The sequence below is a fragment of the Shewanella marinintestina genome (genome assembly GCF_023283845.1).
Lineage (GTDB): Bacteria > Pseudomonadota > Gammaproteobacteria > Enterobacterales > Shewanellaceae > Shewanella > Shewanella marinintestina.
In genome coordinates this window covers 79,351-98,931 of sequence record NZ_JAKILC010000003.1, presented here as the reverse complement: position 1 = coordinate 98,931, position 19,581 = coordinate 79,351, and the positions used below count along the sequence as shown (strand labels likewise).

The 19,581-nt window shown below is 42.1% G+C and carries 17 protein-coding genes; 14 read left to right on the top strand and 3 right to left on the bottom strand.

The annotated features are described in order from the left end of the window. Nucleotides 1-41 precede the first annotated feature (41 nt). The 9 genes from cheY (at nt 42) to L2747_RS04305 (ending at nt 8,439) form a co-directional block, all read left to right on the top strand. Nucleotides 42-425 carry a chemotaxis response regulator CheY gene (gene cheY, locus L2747_RS04345; protein ID WP_012276572.1) on the top strand — a complete coding sequence of 128 codons (384 nt, stop codon included), beginning with the start codon at nt 42-44 and terminating at the stop codon, nt 423-425. A gap of 13 nt (nt 426-438) precedes the next feature. Next, nucleotides 439-1,176, top strand: a complete 738-nt coding sequence (locus L2747_RS04340; RefSeq protein WP_248997874.1) for a protein phosphatase CheZ — start codon at nt 439-441, stop codon at nt 1,174-1,176. A 12-nt stretch (nt 1,177-1,188) separates the two neighbouring features. Continuing rightward, the gene (locus tag L2747_RS04335) at nt 1,189-3,393 is read left to right on the top strand and encodes a chemotaxis protein CheA (protein WP_248997873.1); all 2,205 of its coding nucleotides are present in this window, start codon (nt 1,189-1,191) and stop codon (nt 3,391-3,393) included. 91 nt (nt 3,394-3,484) lie between these two features. Next, entirely contained in the window at nt 3,485-4,663 is a 1,179-nt protein-coding gene (locus tag L2747_RS04330; protein ID WP_248997872.1) for a protein-glutamate methylesterase/protein-glutamine glutaminase, read from the top strand. Then, nucleotides 4,656-5,330, top strand: a complete 675-nt coding sequence (locus L2747_RS04325; protein WP_248997871.1) for a hypothetical protein — start codon at nt 4,656-4,658, stop codon at nt 5,328-5,330. The genes L2747_RS04330 and L2747_RS04325 overlap by 8 nt, the downstream gene beginning before the upstream one ends. Before the next feature lie 87 nt (nt 5,331-5,417). Further along, nucleotides 5,418-6,209, top strand: a complete 792-nt coding sequence (locus L2747_RS04320) for a ParA family protein (protein WP_248997870.1) — start codon at nt 5,418-5,420, stop codon at nt 6,207-6,209. Then, on the top strand, nt 6,193-7,134 hold the full coding sequence (locus L2747_RS04315; RefSeq protein WP_248997869.1) for a chemotaxis protein CheW: 942 nt from the start codon (nt 6,193-6,195) through the stop codon (nt 7,132-7,134). Before L2747_RS04320 ends, L2747_RS04315 begins: the two co-directional genes overlap by 17 nt. 233 nt (nt 7,135-7,367) lie before the next feature. Beyond that, entirely contained in the window at nt 7,368-7,859 is a 492-nt protein-coding gene (locus L2747_RS04310) for a chemotaxis protein CheW (RefSeq protein ID WP_248997868.1), read from the top strand. Between the two features lie 175 nt (nt 7,860-8,034). Continuing rightward, nucleotides 8,035-8,439, top strand: coding sequence for a DUF2802 domain-containing protein (locus tag L2747_RS04305; protein WP_283107175.1), 405 nt, complete (start codon nt 8,035-8,037; stop codon nt 8,437-8,439). A 90-nt stretch (nt 8,440-8,529) separates the two neighbouring features. Here the strand turns inward: L2747_RS04305 and L2747_RS04300 are convergent, their stop codons facing one another. Continuing rightward, nucleotides 8,530-8,838: an EscU/YscU/HrcU family type III secretion system export apparatus switch protein gene (locus L2747_RS04300; protein ID WP_248997867.1), complete on the bottom strand. Its 309-nt coding sequence runs from the start codon at nt 8,836-8,838 to the stop codon at nt 8,530-8,532. A 48-nt stretch (nt 8,839-8,886) separates the two neighbouring features. Beyond that, nucleotides 8,887-10,632 carry a hypothetical protein gene (locus L2747_RS04295; RefSeq protein ID WP_248997866.1) on the bottom strand — a complete coding sequence of 582 codons (1,746 nt, stop codon included), beginning with the start codon at nt 10,630-10,632 and terminating at the stop codon, nt 8,887-8,889. 402 nt (nt 10,633-11,034) lie between these two features. Between L2747_RS04295 and L2747_RS04290 the strand changes: the two genes are divergently transcribed. Both L2747_RS04290 and L2747_RS04285 read left to right on the top strand, forming a co-directional pair. Continuing rightward, on the top strand, nt 11,035-11,805 hold the full coding sequence (locus L2747_RS04290; protein ID WP_248997865.1) for an MlaA family lipoprotein: 771 nt from the start codon (nt 11,035-11,037) through the stop codon (nt 11,803-11,805). Nucleotides 11,806-11,901: 96 nt separating this feature from the next. After that, nucleotides 11,902-13,008: a response regulator gene (locus L2747_RS04285; RefSeq protein WP_248997864.1), complete on the top strand. Its 1,107-nt coding sequence runs from the start codon at nt 11,902-11,904 to the stop codon at nt 13,006-13,008. Between the two features lie 162 nt (nt 13,009-13,170). Here the strand turns inward: L2747_RS04285 and L2747_RS04280 are convergent, their stop codons facing one another. After that, nucleotides 13,171-14,643, bottom strand: coding sequence for a peptide MFS transporter (locus L2747_RS04280; RefSeq protein ID WP_248997863.1), 1,473 nt, complete (start codon nt 14,641-14,643; stop codon nt 13,171-13,173). A 431-nt stretch (nt 14,644-15,074) separates the two neighbouring features. Here L2747_RS04280 and rfaH point away from each other — a divergent pair, with 431 nt between their 5' ends. From rfaH to L2747_RS04265, 3 genes are all read left to right on the top strand, one after another. Beyond that, the gene (rfaH, locus tag L2747_RS04275) at nt 15,075-15,593 is read left to right on the top strand and encodes a transcription/translation regulatory transformer protein RfaH (protein ID WP_248997862.1); all 519 of its coding nucleotides are present in this window, start codon (nt 15,075-15,077) and stop codon (nt 15,591-15,593) included. A 737-nt stretch (nt 15,594-16,330) separates the two neighbouring features. Beyond that, nucleotides 16,331-19,072, top strand: a complete 2,742-nt coding sequence (locus tag L2747_RS04270) for an SLBB domain-containing protein (RefSeq protein WP_248997861.1) — start codon at nt 16,331-16,333, stop codon at nt 19,070-19,072. A gap of 69 nt (nt 19,073-19,141) precedes the next feature. After that, nucleotides 19,142-19,537 (top strand): four helix bundle protein, encoded by a 396-nt coding sequence (locus L2747_RS04265; RefSeq protein ID WP_248997860.1) that lies wholly within the window; start codon nt 19,142-19,144, stop codon nt 19,535-19,537. The last annotated feature ends 44 nt before the right edge of the window (nt 19,538-19,581 follow it).

Below are 19,581 nucleotides of genomic sequence, written 5' to 3'. Positions count from 1 at the left end.
ACTTTTACACGCGCATTTGAGCGCGCTCCGCGGAGGAAACCTTGGACAAGAATATGAAGATTCTTGTTGTTGATGATTTTTCAACAATGAGACGTATCATTAAGAACTTGTTACGTGACTTGGGCTTTAACAATACTCAAGAAGCTGATGACGGTTCAACAGCCTTACCTATGTTACAAAAGGGCGACTTTGATTTTGTCGTGACTGATTGGAACATGCCAGGCATGCAAGGTATTGATTTATTAAAGGCTATTCGCGCAGACGATAACCTTAAGCACTTACCAGTATTAATGGTGACAGCTGAGGCAAAGCGTGAACAGATTATTGCTGCGGCGCAAGCGGGGGTAAACGGTTATGTGGTTAAGCCATTTACTGCTGCGACACTAAAAGAAAAGTTAGACAAAATTTTCGAGCGACTCGGCTAAGCAGGGATGAGCAATGCAGCAACAATCTATACCGCTGATTACTCTCGAGCAAGCTGAGAGGCTCGTTGCCTTCCTGTCTCAAGGAGAGCAAGAGAAAGCAGATGAATTGGTCAAGGAGATAGCTGCACCGATTCAGAAAGATCTTTTTGATGAAGTTGGCCGTTTAACACGACAACTTCATAGTGCTATTTCAGACTTTCAGTTTGATAGCCGTCTAATTGAATTAGCCAATACAGAGATCCCGGACGCAAAAGAGCGCTTAACTTATGTCATTGATATGACTGAGCAAGCTGCTAATAAGACCATGGATGCTGTAGAAGAATGCTTACCTTTAGCGAGCGCTCTTAGCGATAATATTCAAGCGGTTAAGCCTGCTTGGGATAAATTGATGCGTAGAGAGCTGCCGTTAGCTGAGTTTAAAACCTTGTGTCATGACATCCAACTATTTGTTGAAAGAAGTGAGTCGGACGCAGGACGAGTGAAAGAACTTCTGAACCAAATTTTATTGGCACAGGACTTCCAAGATCTTACTGGGCAAATGATCCGCCGAGTGATTGATTTAGTTAGAGAAGTCGAAAGTAGCTTAGTGTCAATGTTGACGGTATTTGGCGAGCAGCCTGCTAATGCAGCTGACGACAAGCCAAAACTAAATGTTGAAGCTGAAGGTCCTATTATGAATGCAGAACACCGCCAGGACGTGGTGACGGGTCAAGATGAAGTTGACGATCTGCTTTCGAGTTTAGGTTTTTAAAGGAGTCAAATAATGTCCTTTGATGTTGATGAAGAGATACTGCAGGACTTTTTGATTGAAGCTGGCGAGATTTTAGAGCTTCTACAGGAACAATTAGTCGCACTAGAAAACAACCCTGATGATACCGATCTATTGAACGCTATCTTCCGCGGTTTCCACACGGTTAAGGGTGGCGCAGGTTTCCTAGGTTTATCGCCTATGGTCGACGTTTGTCATGAAGCTGAAAATACCTTCGATTTATTGCGGACGGGTAAGCGAAGTGTCTCTGCTAATTTAATGGACGTCATTTTACAAGCCGTTGACGCCATCAACTCAATGTTTGCGCAGACGCAAGCTGGACAGCCGCAGTCTCCTGCAGAACCTGCTTTATTAGCACAGCTCAAAACCTTAAGTGCGGGTGAATTATTAGCATCAGAAATGGCTAGTGAGCCGCAGCAACAAGCTCCTGTTGAAAATATTACACCCGCTGAAGCTATTATCGAACAAGCACCCGTTGAATTAAACGTGGTTGAGTCATCTAGTGCTACTAGCCCACAAGGCTCTGGCAGTATTGATGATATCGACGACGTTGAGTTTGAAGCCTTGCTTGACGCTTTACACGGTTCAGGTAATGGACCCGGTACGACAGCGGCAAGCGCTGACGATACTAGCACCTCTCAATCAGTGTCAGATGACATTACCGACGACGAGTTTGAGTCGTTACTTGATGAGTTACATGGTTCAGGCCAATTTAAAACTCAATCAGCTGCGCCTGCTGCGGTTGAGGTTAACATTAGCACTGTTGATTCAGATGAAATATCAGATGATGAGTTCGAGCGTTTGCTCGATGAGCTTCACGGCTCTGGCTCCGGTCCTGGTTCGCAGTCAACGCCTGTCACCCCTGTGGCTGCGCAAACATCGTCACAACCCGTTGTGACCACTCAAGCGATTACGACTGCACAACAAAAACCAGTAGAAGCTGAGCCGGTTGCTAAGCCACAAGAGGTTAAGCCGGTAGCAAAAGTCGCGCCTAAACCTGCTGGCAATAATATGCCGCAAGCTGAAACTACGGTTAGGGTTGATACATCAAGACTTGACCAGATCATGAATATGGTTGGTGAGCTGGTATTAGTACGTAACCGTTTATTAAGCTTAGGTGTTGCTCGTGAAGACGAAGAGATGTCTAAAGCGTTAGCTAATCTTGATTTAGTGACGGCAGATCTGCAAGGTGCGGTGATGAAAACCCGCATGCAACCAATTAAGAAAGTCTTTGGTCGCTTCCCACGTGTGGTTCGAGATTTAGCACGTAGCCTAAATAAAGAAATTGATCTTGTTATGGTCGGTGAGGACACTGATCTTGATAAAAATCTGGTTGAAGCGCTTGCCGATCCGTTAGTCCACTTGGTTCGAAACTCTGTTGATCATGGGATCGAGATGCCAGATGCTCGTGAAGCTAATGGTAAGACGCGCACCGGTACAATTACGCTGTCAGCGAGTCAAGAAGGCGACCATATCCTGCTTAAAATCGAGGACGATGGCGCAGGCATGGACCCTGAAAAACTGAAAGGGATTGCGATTAGTCGTGGCGTGTTAGACGAAGATGCTGCTGCACGTATGACTGATGAAGAAGCCTATAACCTCATTTTTGCGCCTGGTTTTTCGACTAAGGTTGAGATCTCTGATATTTCAGGTCGTGGCGTTGGCATGGATGTGGTTAAAACTCGCATCACTCAGCTTAATGGTTCGGTTTATATCGATTCAGAGCAAGGTAAAGGAACGCGTTTAGAGATTAAGGTGCCGCTCACTCTCGCTATTATGCCAACTCTTATGGTAGAAGTTGCCGAGCAGGTGTTTGCATTACCACTATCAAGTGTGAATGAGATTTTCCATTTAGATCTGACTAAAACTAACGTAGTCGATGGCCAATTAACGGTGATTGTGCGTGATAAAGCCGTTCCATTATTCTATCTAGAGCAATGGTTATCGCGTAAAGGCTTGAGTTTTAATCATGGTGACAAGCAACATGGTCATGTGGTCATTGTGCAACTAGGTACTATTCAAGTTGGTTTTGTTGTTGATGCTTTGATTGGTCAAGAAGAGGTGGTAATTAAACCACTAGGTACGCTATTACACGGCACGCCAGGTATGGCGGGAGCAACCATTACTTCTGATGGCGGTATTGCACTGATATTAGATGTACCGGGTTTGCTTAAGTATTACGCACGTAATAAAAGCTAATTGGGTTAGCTAGGGACTAACCGAGTGAAGGACTCAGTTAGTCTTTTTAAATACGGCATTGGCCAATGCTAAGTGCGGTATAGGAATATTAATGGGCATAAAAGTTTTAGTCGTTGATGATTCAAGTTTTTTTAGACGACGTGTAAGTGAAATCGTTAATCAAGATCCAGAGCTTGAGGTCGTTGGTACTGCCAATAATGGTGCCGAAGCGGTAAAAATGGCTGCTGAACTGAATCCACAAGTGATCACCATGGATATTGAAATGCCTGTCATGGACGGGATCACAGCAGTTAAGCAGATCATGGCGAGTAAGCCAATCCCTATTCTAATGTTTTCTTCATTAACTCATGATGGTGCCCGTGCCACGTTAGAGGCATTAGAGGCTGGTGCATTAGACTTTTTACCAAAACGTTTTGAAGATATCGCCAGTAACAAAGACGATGCTATTTTGCTGTTACAGCAGCGAATAAAAGCACTCGGCCGTAGACGATTATTTAGGCCTATAAGCAGAACTGCGCCAGTTATTGAGCAAGCACCGTCAAGCTTAGAACGCGCACGTCCGAATTTGTCTATGCCGCAAGCTCGTCAAGCGAGTTTAAGCCGTAGCACTGCAGGCGCTGTCAACAATACGACTTTGAATACCTCCGTTCAAGATAAACCGCGAGCAAACGGTGTGACACGCGCCAGTGGTAAAAAGTACAAGGCTGTATTGATAGGCACTTCTACTGGTGGACCGGTTGCACTGCAAAAAGTGTTAACGCAGCTACCTGCTAATTACCCGCATCCTATATTGCTTATTCAACATATGCCGGCGGCATTTACGCCGACATTTGCCACGAGACTTAACAGCTTATGTAAGATTGAGGTAAAAGAGGCGGAAACAGGTGATGTGCTAAAACCTGGCTGCGCATATTTAGCGCCGGGTGGTATGCAGATGATGCTAGAACGCGGTGGCGTGCATGGCCGAATTAAAGTCTTGGCGGGCAAGCCTGAAATGAATTATAAGCCAAGTGTTGATATTACATTTGCATCTGCATCTAAGGTGATTGGCGCAGAAATATTGGCCGTTGTGTTAACGGGCATGGGCGCAGATGGTCGAGAAGGCGCGAGAATGCTTAAAAATACAGGCGCAACCATTTGGGCACAAGATGAAGCCAGTTGTGTGGTTTATGGTATGCCACAAGCGGTGACAGTTGCAGGTATTGCGACTAAGTCAATTGCATTAGAACAAATGGCAGAATCAATTTTGAAAGAGACTGCAGGTGGCTAGGTTGCTGGCTAAGCCAGCGAATAAGCAAACTCTGGCTGTTGCCCTCATACGTCAACGTGGCGCAGTGAATACATTCTCATTGCTTATTATGTTTTTGCTTAGCATTAGCTGTTTTGCTTTTGGCTCTTTGTATTTCGAGTCTAGCCACAAAAATAAACTGTTGTCAGCTGAAGTTGACAAGCTAAAAGATTCGCAAGTATTGCTAATGGTGCCCGATGAACAAGCCGAAGTGATGGCAAATTGGATGGCAAATAACCCAGATTTTGTGCAGTCGTTTATTGAAAAGGCACGCCAAGGTGAAACCACTTTGCTGCCAATAGGCCCCGGAGTGGAGCAGCCCGTTAGCCATATTGGTAACTCGCAGCAAGCCTCAATAGAACAAGCGGTCGACCAAAAAGCTGCAAAAGCTTTAAATAAAAGTAAGACCATGGAGCAAGATTATGCTCAAGAAACTGAACGCTCAGCAGCTATTAAACCGTTAGAGGTAAAACCATCACAGGAAAAAGCTGGTGTAAGCAACAAAGGTTCCAACGCATTACAAGCAAAAACACAATCAACCGAGCCTGTAACTAAGGCGGTCACACTTACCGAAACAGATGATGGGGTAAAGATGATTCGTTTGCCACATGGTGGAGTGCTGATAACAACAAGAGAGCCGAGTGAGTGAGCCGTTAGGGCTAATTTAAGGCGCTTAGCTATTTAGTAATTTTTACCATTCGTTTTTACAAGTTTGATAAATCTGAGGACGAAACCTTTGAAAATCTGGACTATAGCAAACCAAAAAGGTGGGGTGGGTAAAACGACAACAGTCGCTAGCTTAGCTGGCTCTTTTGTTAAGCGTGGTCAGCGGGTACTCATGGTTGATACCGATCCTCATGCATCGCTTGGCTATTACCTTGGTATTGATAGCGAGCAATTACCTAGCTCATTGTACAACCTCTTTTTAGCTAATAAGACACTAACAGCTGATACAGTACAAATGCATATTGTGCCGACTAATGTTGAGGGCCTAGATCTGATGCCTGCAACAATGGCATTGGCTACATTAGATCGTAGTCTCGGGCATCAAGAAGGCATGGGACTTATCTTAAAGAAAGCGTTACAGCTAATAGAAGATAGGTACGATGTTGTACTTATTGATTGCCCGCCTGTATTAGGTGTTTTAATGGTTAATGCTTTAGCGGCAAGTGAGCATATTATTGTACCGGTACAAACCGAGTTTTTAGCATTGAAAGGCTTAGACCGAATGGTAAAAACCATGCTGTTAATGGGCCGTTCTAAGAAAGTCTCTTATAGCTATACAATAGTGCCAACAATGTTCGATAAACGCACGCGTGCGGCTTCTGCTGCGCTGCTGCAACTTACCCAAGATTATAATGAAGAGCTATGGCAGGACGTGATCCCTGTTGATACCAAATTTAGAGATGCCAGTTTGAGTCATTTACCCGCTTCACACTATGCTCCTAGCAGCCGCGGCGTGAAAGCTTACAATAGATTATTAGAATATCTAATCGCTAAGGAACCGTCTCATGTCAAACTTGGTTGATGACGCGGTATGCGATTATTTCTCACTGTTATTAAACGAGACTCCGGTGCCAGAGCCTCTGAAAGCGCAAGAAGAGCCTGCAGCAAGCTTTATTGATAACGCAGCGCTATTGGCACAAGACAGTGAATTGCAGAACGTAAACAGACAATCATTAGAGCTGCTTTTTGCTAACTCGACTAAACCTGCTGAGCCTGAAACGGCATTGGCTCAAGAGTCAATGATTCAAGCTGTTATTGTCAAAGATAACATTATCGAAGAGCCTGTTGAAAAGGCTGCTGACCTTCAAGCTCAAGGTACAAAACCCTTAACTAACGCGGATATGAGTTCTGTTTTCAGTCAAACGGCAGCAGAGTTTGAGAACAGTGCAGATAAGGTTGCTAGCTTAGTAATTGGTAATGACATAAAAAGCTCACCTGAGCCGTTAATATCAACAAAAACGCTATTAGAGCAGCTTGATGAAGAGTTTCAGGTGCTGTTTTTTAAAGTGGCAGGGCTCACGTTAGCCGTTCCTTTGGTAAGTCTCGGTGGTATTGTGAATATAGAGAAGTTAACGCCACTGATTGGTCGACCTAAATGGTATAAGGGCGTGCAGCAACACAGAGGTAGTCAATTAAATGTGGTTGATACCTGCGCTTGGGTTATGCCGGAGAAGTATGATCAACCGTTGGCGGATAGCGTGGACTACCAGTATGTTGTTGCCCTTGAAGATAGCGCGTGGGGGCTAAGCTGCGAGGCACTAGTTGATACCGTAACGATAAAAAAATCACAAATTAATTGGCGTACTCAGGCTGGAAAAAGACCTTGGCTTGCAGGTGTGGTAAAAGAGCAAATGTGTGGCATGTTGAATGTAGGTGCGCTAGTACAAATGTTAAATGCTGGCTTGGGCTATCAAGATCACATTGAGCCATCTTTAGCATTACCTTAACCAAACCATTAGTCGTTAAGATGTGACCAAACTATAAAGAATGTAGATTACTGGTCGATAAAGCTATTACTAAATACAAAGAGTATTGGAACTAAGCATATAGAGGGATATGCTTAGTCACATTACTAAAGTGCTGAATTACTTATGCTGTTTATAACTTAAAACAGACATTCTATCGGCAAAAGAAGAATATCGTTGACTAGATAGCTACCTAGCTATTGATTGAGGGATTTATGACAAGTTCAAACAGTGTGGCCGTTGCGGCAGGTAGTGAAGATGCAGTTTTACAATGGGTAACTTTTAAGCTTGATAATGAAACCTATGGGATCAACGTGATGCAGGTACAAGAAGTCCTGCGTTATACTGAGATTGCTCCAGTACCAGGCGCTCCGCATTATGTATTAGGTATTATTAACCTACGTGGTAATGTGGTTACTGTTATCGATACCCGCTCTCGTTTTGGCTTAGCGTCTGCGAACGTTAATGATTCTACTCGAATTGTTATTATTGAAGCCGAAAAGCAAGTTATTGGCATTTTGGTCGATAGTGTTGCAGAAGTCGTTTATCTTCGCCGCTCTGAAATTGATAATGCGCCAAACGTCGGGACTGAAGAGAGTGCTAAGTTTATTCAGGGTGTAAGTAATCGAGAGAATGAACTGCTGATTTTGGTTGATTTGGATAAGCTGCTTTCTGATGAAGAATGGATGGAGTTGACCCAGATATAACGGGTATAAACTCTTCACCAATAACAGAAGTACTGTAGGTTAATATCATTTTGTACTGTCGATATTAACTTGCAGTTTTTAGCTTTATTTACATTGCTGCTTTAGTGTTATCCTAGACCTACATTATTGTCTATAGTGTCACCTCAACGTAAAAACGTTAATTAAAGAGCCAATTATGCTTATTGAAGAGATTTTACTCGCTGCAGCGTTAGTTTTTGTCATTGCGTGCTTAGCTTTAGTATTTTACTTACTGAAACAAACGAGCAAATTGCGTGTAAAAGTTGAAGCCTTGACTCTTTTAGTTAAGGACGGAGATAAGCAAAGAGAAGCGGTTAAACGTGAATTACAAGAGCTTAGAAGTGGCACGATTGGCGTTGGTAGACGCATGCTAGAGCTAGAAAAGAAACTTGCTCAGCAAGATGCTAAGTTAGAAGAGGGGAGTCAACAAGATCCTCAAGCTAGACTTTATTCTCGTGCAATGAAAATGGTTGCCTTGGGCGCCGGTGTTGAGGAGCTTATTGAAGAGTGTGAGCTACCTAAAGCGGAAGCTGAATTGTTAATACGATTACATGGTAAGTAAGAAGGACATTCGCAGGCTCATTGCGAGGGCGCTTCTAGGGCGGACTTCGTTCTGCTAGGACCACCTCATAGCGCAGCGTCCTTCTTAGCTTTAAACCTCTTCCATTATCTTCTGATGCATGTTTTGCCATTTTTCGGGAAACTTGCCATCGAGCACGTAAACAAAGGCGATTAGCTCGGCAATCAATAAATAGAGCTCGTTAGGTATTTCATCACCTACCTCTAACCCTTGTAAAAACTCACATAGATTTTCATCTTTATGGATATGTATGCCGGCTTGCTCTGCAATGGCTATCATCTCTTGCGCCAGTAAATCCTGCCCTTTAGCTGTCACTATGGGGGCTTTTCCATTGATGTAGCTTATAGCTACCGCTTTGTCTGATTCATTTGGCTTGTGCATATATGCTTCTTATTTATAAATTTTATTTGTAAGGCTGTTAATAACAAATTAGACCTGCACTTTTACTAAATAATTTTCGTTAGGAAACAGACTAATAGGAATTTGTTCACAATGAGTTTTAATATTGACGTTATTAAAACCAAGAGCTGCCATTTTTATTGTTAAAGCTGGAGTTAAAATACTAATTTTGTTAATCAGACTCTGGCTATTACTCATAAAAGATAAATTTAGTGGAGTTTGTTTTTTGACTTGAGAACTAACTTTACAACCAGTGTGAGTTAACGTATTGGGTTGAATATTTACTTTTGCCTTAATTAATAAGTCACCGCTAGATAAATTAAATTTTAGTTGTATGTTCCATATTTCGCCGTCTTTATGCTTATCTTCATGTGTCTTACTGATATGACCTTCAATTTGCTCCAGATAATGGTTAATTGAATAAGGGATAGCAAAGTAATACTGATTTGCTTGTTCGCTGTTATCGCTCGCTTGTTGATACAGGGCTAAATTATTGACTAAATCAGCCAATAATGGCATCGCAGCGGCCGATTCTAATAAGCATATTAATGGTGTTGGTAAGCCTAAATGCGTGTGTAGTTGGTTAATTTTTAGTTTTAATTCTGCAGACACATTATTGTGAGCACCTTTAGCTAGCAATAACTGCAATAAAAGCACAATGCTATTGCTATGGGAGTCTAGTCTCGCGTTTTCCCAGTTATTTGGCGACAAAGGTAAGGCATTGCAGTCATTAATGGCTTGTTTTACCTGATGTGGCATAGCGAAGTCGGTTAAGGGGAGAGGCTTTAGTGCCGGAAGCGCCTTAAATAATGCACTTGCGATACTATCTTTAATTGGCTGTACTGTTGCGGTTGACGTGGGTAATCCGCCAGCTTTTTGCAATGCACCTAGAAGTGCTGAACTCGGCGCTTTTACTAAAGTGTTCTCATTTGCTGATAAGCTTTTTGGCTTTGAGTCTAATTTGTTTAATTGGCTTGGTTTACAAATCTTACTATTAAAGACGGTTTCTTTGGGTAACGATGGGTCTTTTTTTGCTTCACCTATTGGATTTTCGTTGTAATCATCAGGTAAAGGAATGCTTTCAAGATGCCTATTTAGCGCACTATATTGATAGTTAATACTGGTCTTTAGACTTACCTTATCACCATCAGATGATGGTGCTTGATGGTTACCATTATCGGCTTTATTAGCACTATCAATATCAAGGTTTTGCTCCTCCCCTTGCCGAGTTAAGGTCACTGTTTGCCTCAATTGAATAGGTGATAACTTTAAGGTGAATTGCTGTGCTTGGTGAGCGATAGAAACAACGTATTCATCTTGAGCTAGCGTTTGTAATGACTCTACTTCAATTTTGGAGCCATTGGCAAAAATCAGTTGATTATGGCTGAGGGTTGCATTGGGTAGTCGATAACCTTCTTTTCTTTTTGCGAGCTGTTGTAACCTTTTAGCTTGTTCTAAGTTATGACTCATCTTAATCACTATTTGGGCTGGTAAAGCCAGTTGATAAGTCTGACCGAGCGCAAATAGCTGGGTTTGGCTTGTCCCTGTTAAGGAATGCACTATATTTAGTAGTAGGCTGTGGGCAAAGTTTAATTGCTGAATAGGTAGTTTAGTCGCTGAATTAATCTGGTATTGTTGGCCTGCAATGCAAGTGTAGATCCCTTTACCGGTAGTTTGTAATGTAACAGGGATCAAGGAATTGGCCCCTAAAGAGTTAGGCGACTCTTTAGGTATCGATATTGCCGAGCTTGTCGCTGAATTTGTTACATTATTCAAAAATAGACCTACATTTGCCGTTAAAAGGTTTAATCGACTAATTCGATATGTTTATTCACAAATTTCTATTTGACCTTAACGTCTTAACCAGTATCCTTAGCCATCTCGCAACAATATCTGCATATATTGAGCTGCAACAGTGTGGTTAGACAGGTAAAGTCATCTTGTACTTTGTATCGACAGGTATAAGCGATGACTTTAGTAAATTGTTTACCGCTAATATGTAACAAGTAGGTCGTAGATTCGGTCTCTTCTAGTGTTACTGACTTTTATGCAAATAATTTTAGCTGAACGTTATCTTGTTGTGAGTTGATTGGAAAAATATTCTGTGAGGTTACGTACTAACACTTACCTAATGATAGAGCGTGTTGGTACCAGAGACCCCTTTTCGAAGAGACAATTATGAAGTTTAAATGGATTGTGCTTTCTCTGGCTATGTTTGGCATCCCAGCTGTAAGTGCCACAGAAGATACGACTACGGATGGTGGTCAGCAAATTACGGTGACATACAATGATCCCCGAGATCCTATTGAAGGGTTTAACCGAGCGATGTGGGATTTTAACTATTTATTTTTAGATAGATATTTTTATCGCCCTGTAGCTCACGGCTATAACGACTATATTCCCCGTCCTGTAAAAACGGGAATAAACAACTTTGTACTGAATTTGGAAGAACCCTCAACTCTGGTCAATAACACTTTGCAAGGTAAGTGGGTCTGGGCCGCTAATGCCGGTGGTCGCTTTACTGTAAACTCAACTCTTGGATTACTGGGTGTGATTGATGTGGCTGACATGATGGGGATGCCACGTAAGCAAGACAGTTTTAATGAAGTACTTGGATACTACGGGGTGCCTAGCGGTCCTTATTTTATGGCTCCTTTTATCGGCCCCTATGTTACCCGTGAACTCGCCAGTGATTGGGTTGATGATCTATACTTCCCTTTATCAGAGCTGACATTTTGGCAGTCAGTATTAAAATGGGGTCTTAAGAACCTGCACACAAGGGCGTCTGCAATCGATCAGGAAAGATTAGTTGATAACGCACTCGATCCATATACCTTTGTAAAAGACGCTTATTTCCAGCATATGGACTACAAGGTGTACGATGGTGATATTCCTCAAAGTGAAGATGATGATGAATTACTTGACGAATACATGCAGGAATTAGAGTAGCATTCGATAAGCGGACAAATTAAAACAATAACTCCGCTGAAGCGCAAACGATGATACAAGGACGTGTGTTTACGCTATTGTCAGTTAAGGGCAATTATGGCGCTAACAGAGTTAACAATCCTTTTTGTGGAAGACGATCCAGTCTTTCGCAATATCGTCACGTCTTTCCTTAGTAGCCGCGGAGCCACAGTCGTTGAGTCTGATAATGGTCAAGACGGCTTAGATCAGTTTAAAAACCAAGAGTTTGATATTGTTATAGCTGATTTGAGCATGCCAAAATTAGGCGGCTTAGATATGCTCAAGCAAATGAATCAACATCAAGCCGGCATACCTACCATTATTATTTCGGGCAATCAGGCTATGGGGGATGTCATTGAGGCGCTGCGGCAGGGCGCAAGTGATTATCTTGTTAAGCCGGTTACCGACCTATATCTAATCGAAAATGCAATCCATGAATGCTTGAACCACTCGTTTGAAGACTCGTTGAATATTGATGAGCAAGAGTCTCTATCTTACCTCGAATTAAATGAAAACTTAGCCCAACTAGAGCAGTGTGGAGAGGCTGCTAAGAGCGTGCAGCAACAGCTTTTTCCTCCAAGTCGTGTTGAATACCACAATGTCGTGATCGATTATAGTTTGTTTAATACTGATGATGTTAGTGCGCACTTTATCGATACCGCAATGCTAGGTGAACACCATGTGATGATGTATATGGCTCACTTTCATCCCCATGACAATCGAGCCGCTTTTGCGTCAGTACTGCTTAAAAGTTTTGTTAATCATAAGCTTAAACGTTATCGAAATGGCTTATCTAACGTGATAACAGAGCCGTTTAACATGATGGTGTACTTGAACGATAGAATGCGCAAATCTGGATTAGGCATTGTTGTTGATATGACTTATGTTGTTTTAGATCTGACACATTATCGAGTGAGTATTGCACAAGCTGGCAGCGAGTTTAGGTGCTATATCAAAAATGAGGAAGGGTTATCACCTATAGCATTAAGCGAGTCCTTACAGCTAGGTATGACAGATTGGAGCAAGCCTAGTATTCAATTTAGAACATTGTTATTGGGCGAAAAACTATGTATATCAACTCAGGTCCACGAGCATAAACAGCAATTGATTAATGATGAGTTTCACGGGTTAATTTACCAACCTGATATTAGCCCTGGTGGTTATATCCAATTGAGTGCCAGTTAAGCGAAAGGCGCGCTTACCAGAGTTCTAAACCAGAGTTCTGAGCTTTCAGTGATTTTTCTGGTCATCATCAGTCTTGTTCTTTTAGGCTTTAAAGCAAAAAAACCAGAAGGTAACCCTTCTGGTTTTTTAGATTAAGCTAGTGGTGAGTCACCTGTATAGCTTTTATCTTCTAATTACTTCGTGTTCAGCTGTAACAGCAATCTCTTCTTCTAATGCTTGCTCTTCTGTGTGGTGAGTGCTGTCTTCAGCACCGTGCATCCAGTCAACAAGCTTGTCAGCCATAAAGTATAGAATGATACCAGAAACCGCTGCAGTAATAGCAATGCCGGCGAAGATAGACATTGCATTCGCAAGTTGTTCTTCTTTACCACCACCGTGGCCGATTAACGAACCGACGATACCACCAATCTTGTTAGCAGCAGCGATAAATAGGAACCATGCGCCCATCATTAATGAAGCGATACGTAGCGGAGCAAGCTTAGTCACCATTGATAGACCAATAGGTGATAAACATAATTCACCCATAGTATGGAAGAAGTATGCACCGACTAACCACCACATGCTTGATTTAGCGCTAGCGTCACCGCCCATCTCTAAAACAGCACCAATCATGAATAGGAAACCAATACCGAGTAGGACTAGACCTAATGCAAATTTAACTGGAGAATTTGGCTCATTTTTACCTAGACGGATCCAAATCGAGGCAATCACAGGGGCAAAAATAACAATAAACATTGCGTTTAATGACTGGAACCAAGTGGTTGGAACTTCCCAGCCACCAATCATACGATCGGTAAAGTCATTGGTGAAGATATTCATCAAACCACCGGCTTGCTCAAAACCAGCCCAGAAGATGATTGTGAATAGACCCATGATCATAATAACTTTAATACGGTCACGTTCAATTTTGGTTAGTGGTTCTTTACGCACTTCACCGCTAGCTGCAGCTTTTTCTTTTTCAAGCTGAGCGGCAGGAACACGGCCAATATCACCAAGTAGCTTTTGCGCATATACAAACTGGATGATAAGAGAAAGCACCATACCAATACCGGCACAGATAAAGCCAGCTTGGAAGTTACCATCGTAATAGGCAACAACTGAACCTACGATAATACCTGATAAGAAAGCACCAACGTTAATACCCATATAGAAGATAGTAAACGCGCCGTCACGACGGTGATCACCTTCTTCATATAAGTCACCAACCATAGTAGAGATGTTTGGCTTGAATAAACCGTTACCAAGGATCAATACACCTAAACCAACATAAAACACTTCGACTTCCATACCTGGAACCCAAGCATGAGGCGTACCTAAAATAAATTGGCCAGCAGCCATCAATGCGCCACCAATCATAATTGCACGGCGTTGACCTAGGTAAGTATCTGCTAACCAACCACCAATAAGCGGAGTTAAGTAAACTAAACCTGTGAATGTACCGTAAAGGGAAAGTGCATCAGCTTGGGTCCAACCCAGACCGTGACCACCTTGAGATTGCACTGCGTCAACGAGGTATAAAACCAAAATTGCGCGCATTGCATAGTAACTAAAACGTTCCCATAACTCTGTTGTAAATAACAGGAACAGTCCCTTAGGATGCCCGAGCATCGTCCCCTGGGGTTTTGCTGCGTTCATGTATTCTTCCACCTTCGCTTGTGATTGCCTATAGCTCAATTTTTGCTACAGAAATTTATTTGCTTAAATTATTTCAGCCAAACTACGAGGTTAATCAATCTCAAGTGTTAATCACTAAGGTTGTTTTGTTGCGTGTTTTGCTGCTTTGTTTTTGGCTTGTATTCTAATTTTTTTAATTTGAGGCTAAAAATAGCGTCAAATGCGATAAAGCCCACCTTATATACCCTTTATAGACGGTAGAAGTCAATTTTGAGCACGTAACTGCTGGGATTATGTACAAGCAGGAGGTTGATGATTATAGATGGCCGAAAATGAAGCTTTTGACAAAGGGTTCAAATTGTTTCGCTTTCAATTAACATCAAAAGTTTGCTAAAATTTCTCGCCGTGAATAGGGACGTCACTGTTTGTTATACAGCATATGAGGATATAAAATGAAGGCTTGGTATTTACTGTATTGTAAATCTCGTAGTGAAGCGCGAGCTCAGCAAAACTTGGCACTTCAGCATATCGAAACTTATCTGCCGACCTACCCAGAAGAAAAGAAGCTTAAAGGCGAAATGACGATTAAACGCGTATCATTATTTCCTAGCTATCTTTTTATCAACTTTGATCCACAAGTGACTAGCGTTGCTAGAATTCATAATACCCGTGGCGTAATCCGAATTGTTGGTTGTAAAGAACTTATGACGCCAATCGATGACAGTGTGATTCATGCAATTAAAATGCGTGAACATAAACTGTTGTCACAGTCTCTCCCCACTGAACCCATTACTACATCCATCCCAGAATTGAGCCAAGGTGACAAGGTACGCTTTACTGAAGGGCCTTTTGCAGAGCTTGAAGGGATTTTTGATGAGCGTAATGGCGAAAAGCGTTGTTTTGTATTATTTGAATTAATGGGCAAACAACAAAGAGTCGCAGTGGAAAGAGAATCTATTTGTATTGCTTAAAAGACCTGCTAAAACAATGGGCTAGTTTGGTTTGGTTTAGCTCTGCTTGGTAATGAGTGAGTCATGGGCGAGTCATGGGTTAGTGAGATATTAATTATTATGCTTGTGAGACATTAGCCATAGAGCATTATTTTTTACCAAGCTGAACATGCGATTTCTATGAAGTATTATTGTAATGGATCCTAAGTGTGTAAAATTTTAATCACTAAGAACAAGCGCGTGAATGAATACATAAAGCTAGTTACAGTAAGGGATTAATGATTGTTGATAGTTTATTTTATTAAGTTAAGGTCGCTAGTTACTTAAACATTGAGGCAGGTTTAATCTTTTTAAGGTATGCAATCGAAAAATGCTATTGGGCAAACTTTCGGCATTCGAAAACTAACGTGCTATTGAATTACTGCCGTTTTATGCTTGTTCGTGTATAATCTTGCGCTGCTTAAGTTTGCGCTAAATGTAAATAGATAAGCTAATTTAGTAGATTATTGAATGCTCAATGGAGCATCAGCAAAGAAGCGAGATGTAAAGAGTTGCTTTAATGGAATAACATAAGCCTAGCACTCAGGTGTTGGCCGAGGTTATGTTTTTACATTAAATCAACTTGATGATTTACCACATAAAAAATGACAAACCTGCTATGCAGGTGGGCACTTTGGAAGCCGCAATCCATGGGCGGTAGCGTGTCTAAACGCTTTCAACTTCTTTTTCAACAACACAACCTCTCTTGGAGACAATCGGTGCTTAATAAGACTAAAAAACTCATCATAGCTGGCATGTCAGCGCTGATCCTACTGTCAGGGCAGGCGAGTGCTATTACGCCTTCGCCACAAATGATAGAGCAATTTAAGAATCTACCAGCATCGGAGCAACAGCGCTTAGCTAAGCAATATGGTATCGACCCATCAATGCTAGGCGGTGGAGGTTCGCAACCAAAAGTTGAAAACCCACAAGTTGTTAATCAACGTGCTGATAGTAAAGCTATTGTAGATCAGTCCTCGGACGCTAAAAATGAGTTGGATTTTCAGCAAGACAACAATAAGCAAGAGCTACAGCGATTTGGTTATGATCTTTTTGCTGGCTCACCAACAACATTCGCGCCAGTTTCAGATGTACCAGTCCCGAGTGAGTATCTAGTTGGCCCAGGTGACAACATAAAAGTTCAGCTTTACGGAAAAGATAACAAAGAATACGACCTAGTGATTAATCGTGCAGGTGTTATTCAGTTCCCTGAGCTTGGACCTATTACGGTTGCAGGCTTAACGTTTAGCGAGTTGCGCGAAACATTAACTAGCCGTATTAGCCAACAAATGATTGGCATCCAGTCAAACATTACGATGGGTGAGTTACGCTCAATTCGTATTTTTGTGGCGGGTGATGCTTATAACCCTGGCTCATATACCGTTTCTAGCCTTTCTACTATTACTCAAGCATTGTTTGTTGCAGGTGGCGTCAATGAAATTGGTTCGCTACGTAACATTCAAGTAAAACGTAAAGGCAAGCTAGTAGGTAGCATGGATCTATACGACTTGTTGCTACGCGGTGATGCGTCGGGTGATATTTCGCTTCGCTCTGGTGATGTAGTCTTTATTCCATCTGTTGGCGGTTTAGTTAGCGTAACGGGTGAAGTCCGCCGCCCTGCTATCTATGAGCTTAAAAAACATGAAACGATGGCTGAAGTTATCGAAATGGCTGCAGGTATTAAACCTGGGGCTTATCCAAAACGTAGCAGCGTCGAGCGCTTTAACGATAATAGTTTAAAGACCATTCTTAATGTTGATTTAACCACCCAAAAAGGTAAAGCGACAAGAGCAGTTGCTGGTGACGTTATTCGTGTTAAGAGTGCTACAACGCAATACGAAGATGCTATTACAGTTGTTGGTGCGGTTGTGCGCCCAGGTAAATATCAGTGGTATCAGGGTCAGAAAATCAGTGATTTAGTGCCATCTATTTGGGGCGATCTGAATGTCTCTGTCGATCTTGAATACGCGATAGTTGTACGTGAAATTAATAAGCAAGGTGATATTCAGGTTTATCAATTCTCGCCAGTTAAGGCGATTAACGCTAAAGATGCAGCACAAGACATTACGCTACAAGCGCGCGATAAAGTGATCTTCTTTAACTTTAGCGACTTGACTCAAAATCGTTATGAGTTGAATAAACTAGTAAAAGAGCGTGTAGCAAAAGTTCAGTCATTAGCTGGCGACTCATTAATCGGCAATGATTTATTTAGCGCAGGTTTTTCACAGTTAAATCAACAAAAATTTGCTGACCGTACTGAATTAGGCGGCGTAGCGATTAATAGCCAAGCACAAGAAGAAGATCCAACCGCTAAAGCTGTAAAAAGCGAAGTTAACAAGATGCTAGTTAACTTGTTTGAAGACCGTGATTTAATCAAGCTTAGCGGCGAGATGAATCGCGGTGAACTGCTTTATCCTGTAGTGATGAAGTTAAATAGCCAAGGTCGTGCAGGTAATGGCGTAAAAGCAGTAGCAATTAATGGTCGTGTTAATAACCCTGGTATTTATCCTCTATCAGTTAATGCGCGTATTAAAGATTTAGTTGCAGCTGCGGGTGGCCTAGAAGAAGGCGCTTATACGTCAAGAGCAGAGTTAACGAGTACTTACACAACAGTTGATGGCTCTGCAATAAAGCACACGAATATTGCTTTAGAAGCAGCCCTGCAAGGTGATGAAACACAAAATATCGCGTTAAAAGGCCGCGACATTTTAACTGTAATGACAACACCAGATTGGCAAGAAAACAAATCAGTAGAGCTACGCGGTGAAGTGCGATTCCCTGGCACATACAATATCCGCCGTGGTGAAACATTAGCAGATGTATTACAACGTGCAGGCGGTTTTACTGAATACGCGTATCTTCCTTCATCGGTATTTGTGCGTGAGTCAGTGCGTCAGCAAGAGCAGTTAGAGATTAAGAAGCTTGCAGATCAGCTACGTCGTGATATTGCAACGCGTGGAGTGTCAAAAGACGGTAACGTAATCAACTACTCTGACGCGCAGATGATGTTAACTGATTTAGAAACCATTAAAGCAGTAGGCCGTCTTGTGGTCGACATGTCTGCTATATCAATTGGTATCAAACAAGCCGACCTGCAGTTAGAAGATAAAGACGTACTTTATATTCCATCGACTAAACAAACAATTGCAGTAATGGGTGAAGTTCAGCACGCTGCAACGCATAGATTTAAAGAAGGTCAGACGGTTGACCAATATTTGGCTATGTCTGGCGGTGCAAGAGAGCGTGCCGATGATGACAGAACTTACATCATCAAAGCTGATGGTTCAGTGATGCTACCGAGTCGCTCTATGTGGTTTAACAGCGAGCAAAGCCTACAACCAGGCGATACCATCATTGTTCCACTTGATACTGAATACAAAGATAACCTAACGCTTTGGACTCAAGTAACAAGCATCATCTACAACACTGCAGTCGCATTCGCCACCGTCGCAAATCTTTAAATAAAGGTTTGAGACCGAAAAGAGCCTAGCTTATGAATGTTAGGCTCAACTAGCCAAGGACGGCATTCAGTGAATTTATTTGCATTTCAAAACTTAGATGTCTGGAAGCGAGCTTGTCGTTTAGCTTGCGACATCTACACAGAATTGGAGACATGTCGTGATTTTGGGTTAAAAGACCAGATGACGCGAGCTGCAGTCTCCATTGCCTCAAATATTGCAGAGGGTGAAGAAAGAGAATCTAAAGCCGAGTCGGCAAGATTTCTTTATTTTGCTAAAGGCTCTTCAGGTGAACTTGCCACTCAAATTTACATCGCAATAGAAATAGGCGTAATTGAAAAGCAAAATGGTTTGAAGCTAATCAAGGAAGCTAGAGAAATTTCAGCAATGTTAGGTGCTTTGATAAAGATTAGAAAAGGCTGCGTTAGAGAGTCAGCAGCTGAATACAATATCAAACCTAACATCTAATTTAAAATTACAAGCGGAACCTGCACCTAGGAACTAGAACCTAG

Bases quoted from the DNA above. Each gene is read 5' to 3' on its own strand.
- rfaH (WP_248997862.1), top strand. From the start codon at position 15,075: ATGAAGGCTTGGTATTTACTGTATTGTAAATCTCGTAGTGAAGCGCGA.
- L2747_RS04305 (WP_283107175.1), top strand. From the start codon at position 8,035: ATGCTTATTGAAGAGATTTTACTCGCTGCAGCGTTAGTTTTTGTCATT.
- L2747_RS04310 (WP_248997868.1), top strand. From the start codon at position 7,368: ATGACAAGTTCAAACAGTGTGGCCGTTGCGGCAGGTAGTGAAGATGCA.
- L2747_RS04335 (WP_248997873.1), top strand. From the start codon at position 1,189: ATGTCCTTTGATGTTGATGAAGAGATACTGCAGGACTTTTTGATTGAA.
- L2747_RS04280 (WP_248997863.1), bottom strand. From the start codon at position 14,643: ATGAACGCAGCAAAACCCCAGGGGACGATGCTCGGGCATCCTAAGGGA.
- L2747_RS04315 (WP_248997869.1), top strand. From the start codon at position 6,193: ATGTCAAACTTGGTTGATGACGCGGTATGCGATTATTTCTCACTGTTA.
- L2747_RS04330 (WP_248997872.1), top strand. From the start codon at position 3,485: ATGGGCATAAAAGTTTTAGTCGTTGATGATTCAAGTTTTTTTAGACGA.
- L2747_RS04340 (WP_248997874.1), top strand. From the start codon at position 439: ATGCAGCAACAATCTATACCGCTGATTACTCTCGAGCAAGCTGAGAGG.
- L2747_RS04300 (WP_248997867.1), bottom strand. From the start codon at position 8,838: ATGCACAAGCCAAATGAATCAGACAAAGCGGTAGCTATAAGCTACATC.
- L2747_RS04290 (WP_248997865.1), top strand. From the start codon at position 11,035: ATGAAGTTTAAATGGATTGTGCTTTCTCTGGCTATGTTTGGCATCCCA.
- L2747_RS04285 (WP_248997864.1), top strand. From the start codon at position 11,902: ATGGCGCTAACAGAGTTAACAATCCTTTTTGTGGAAGACGATCCAGTC.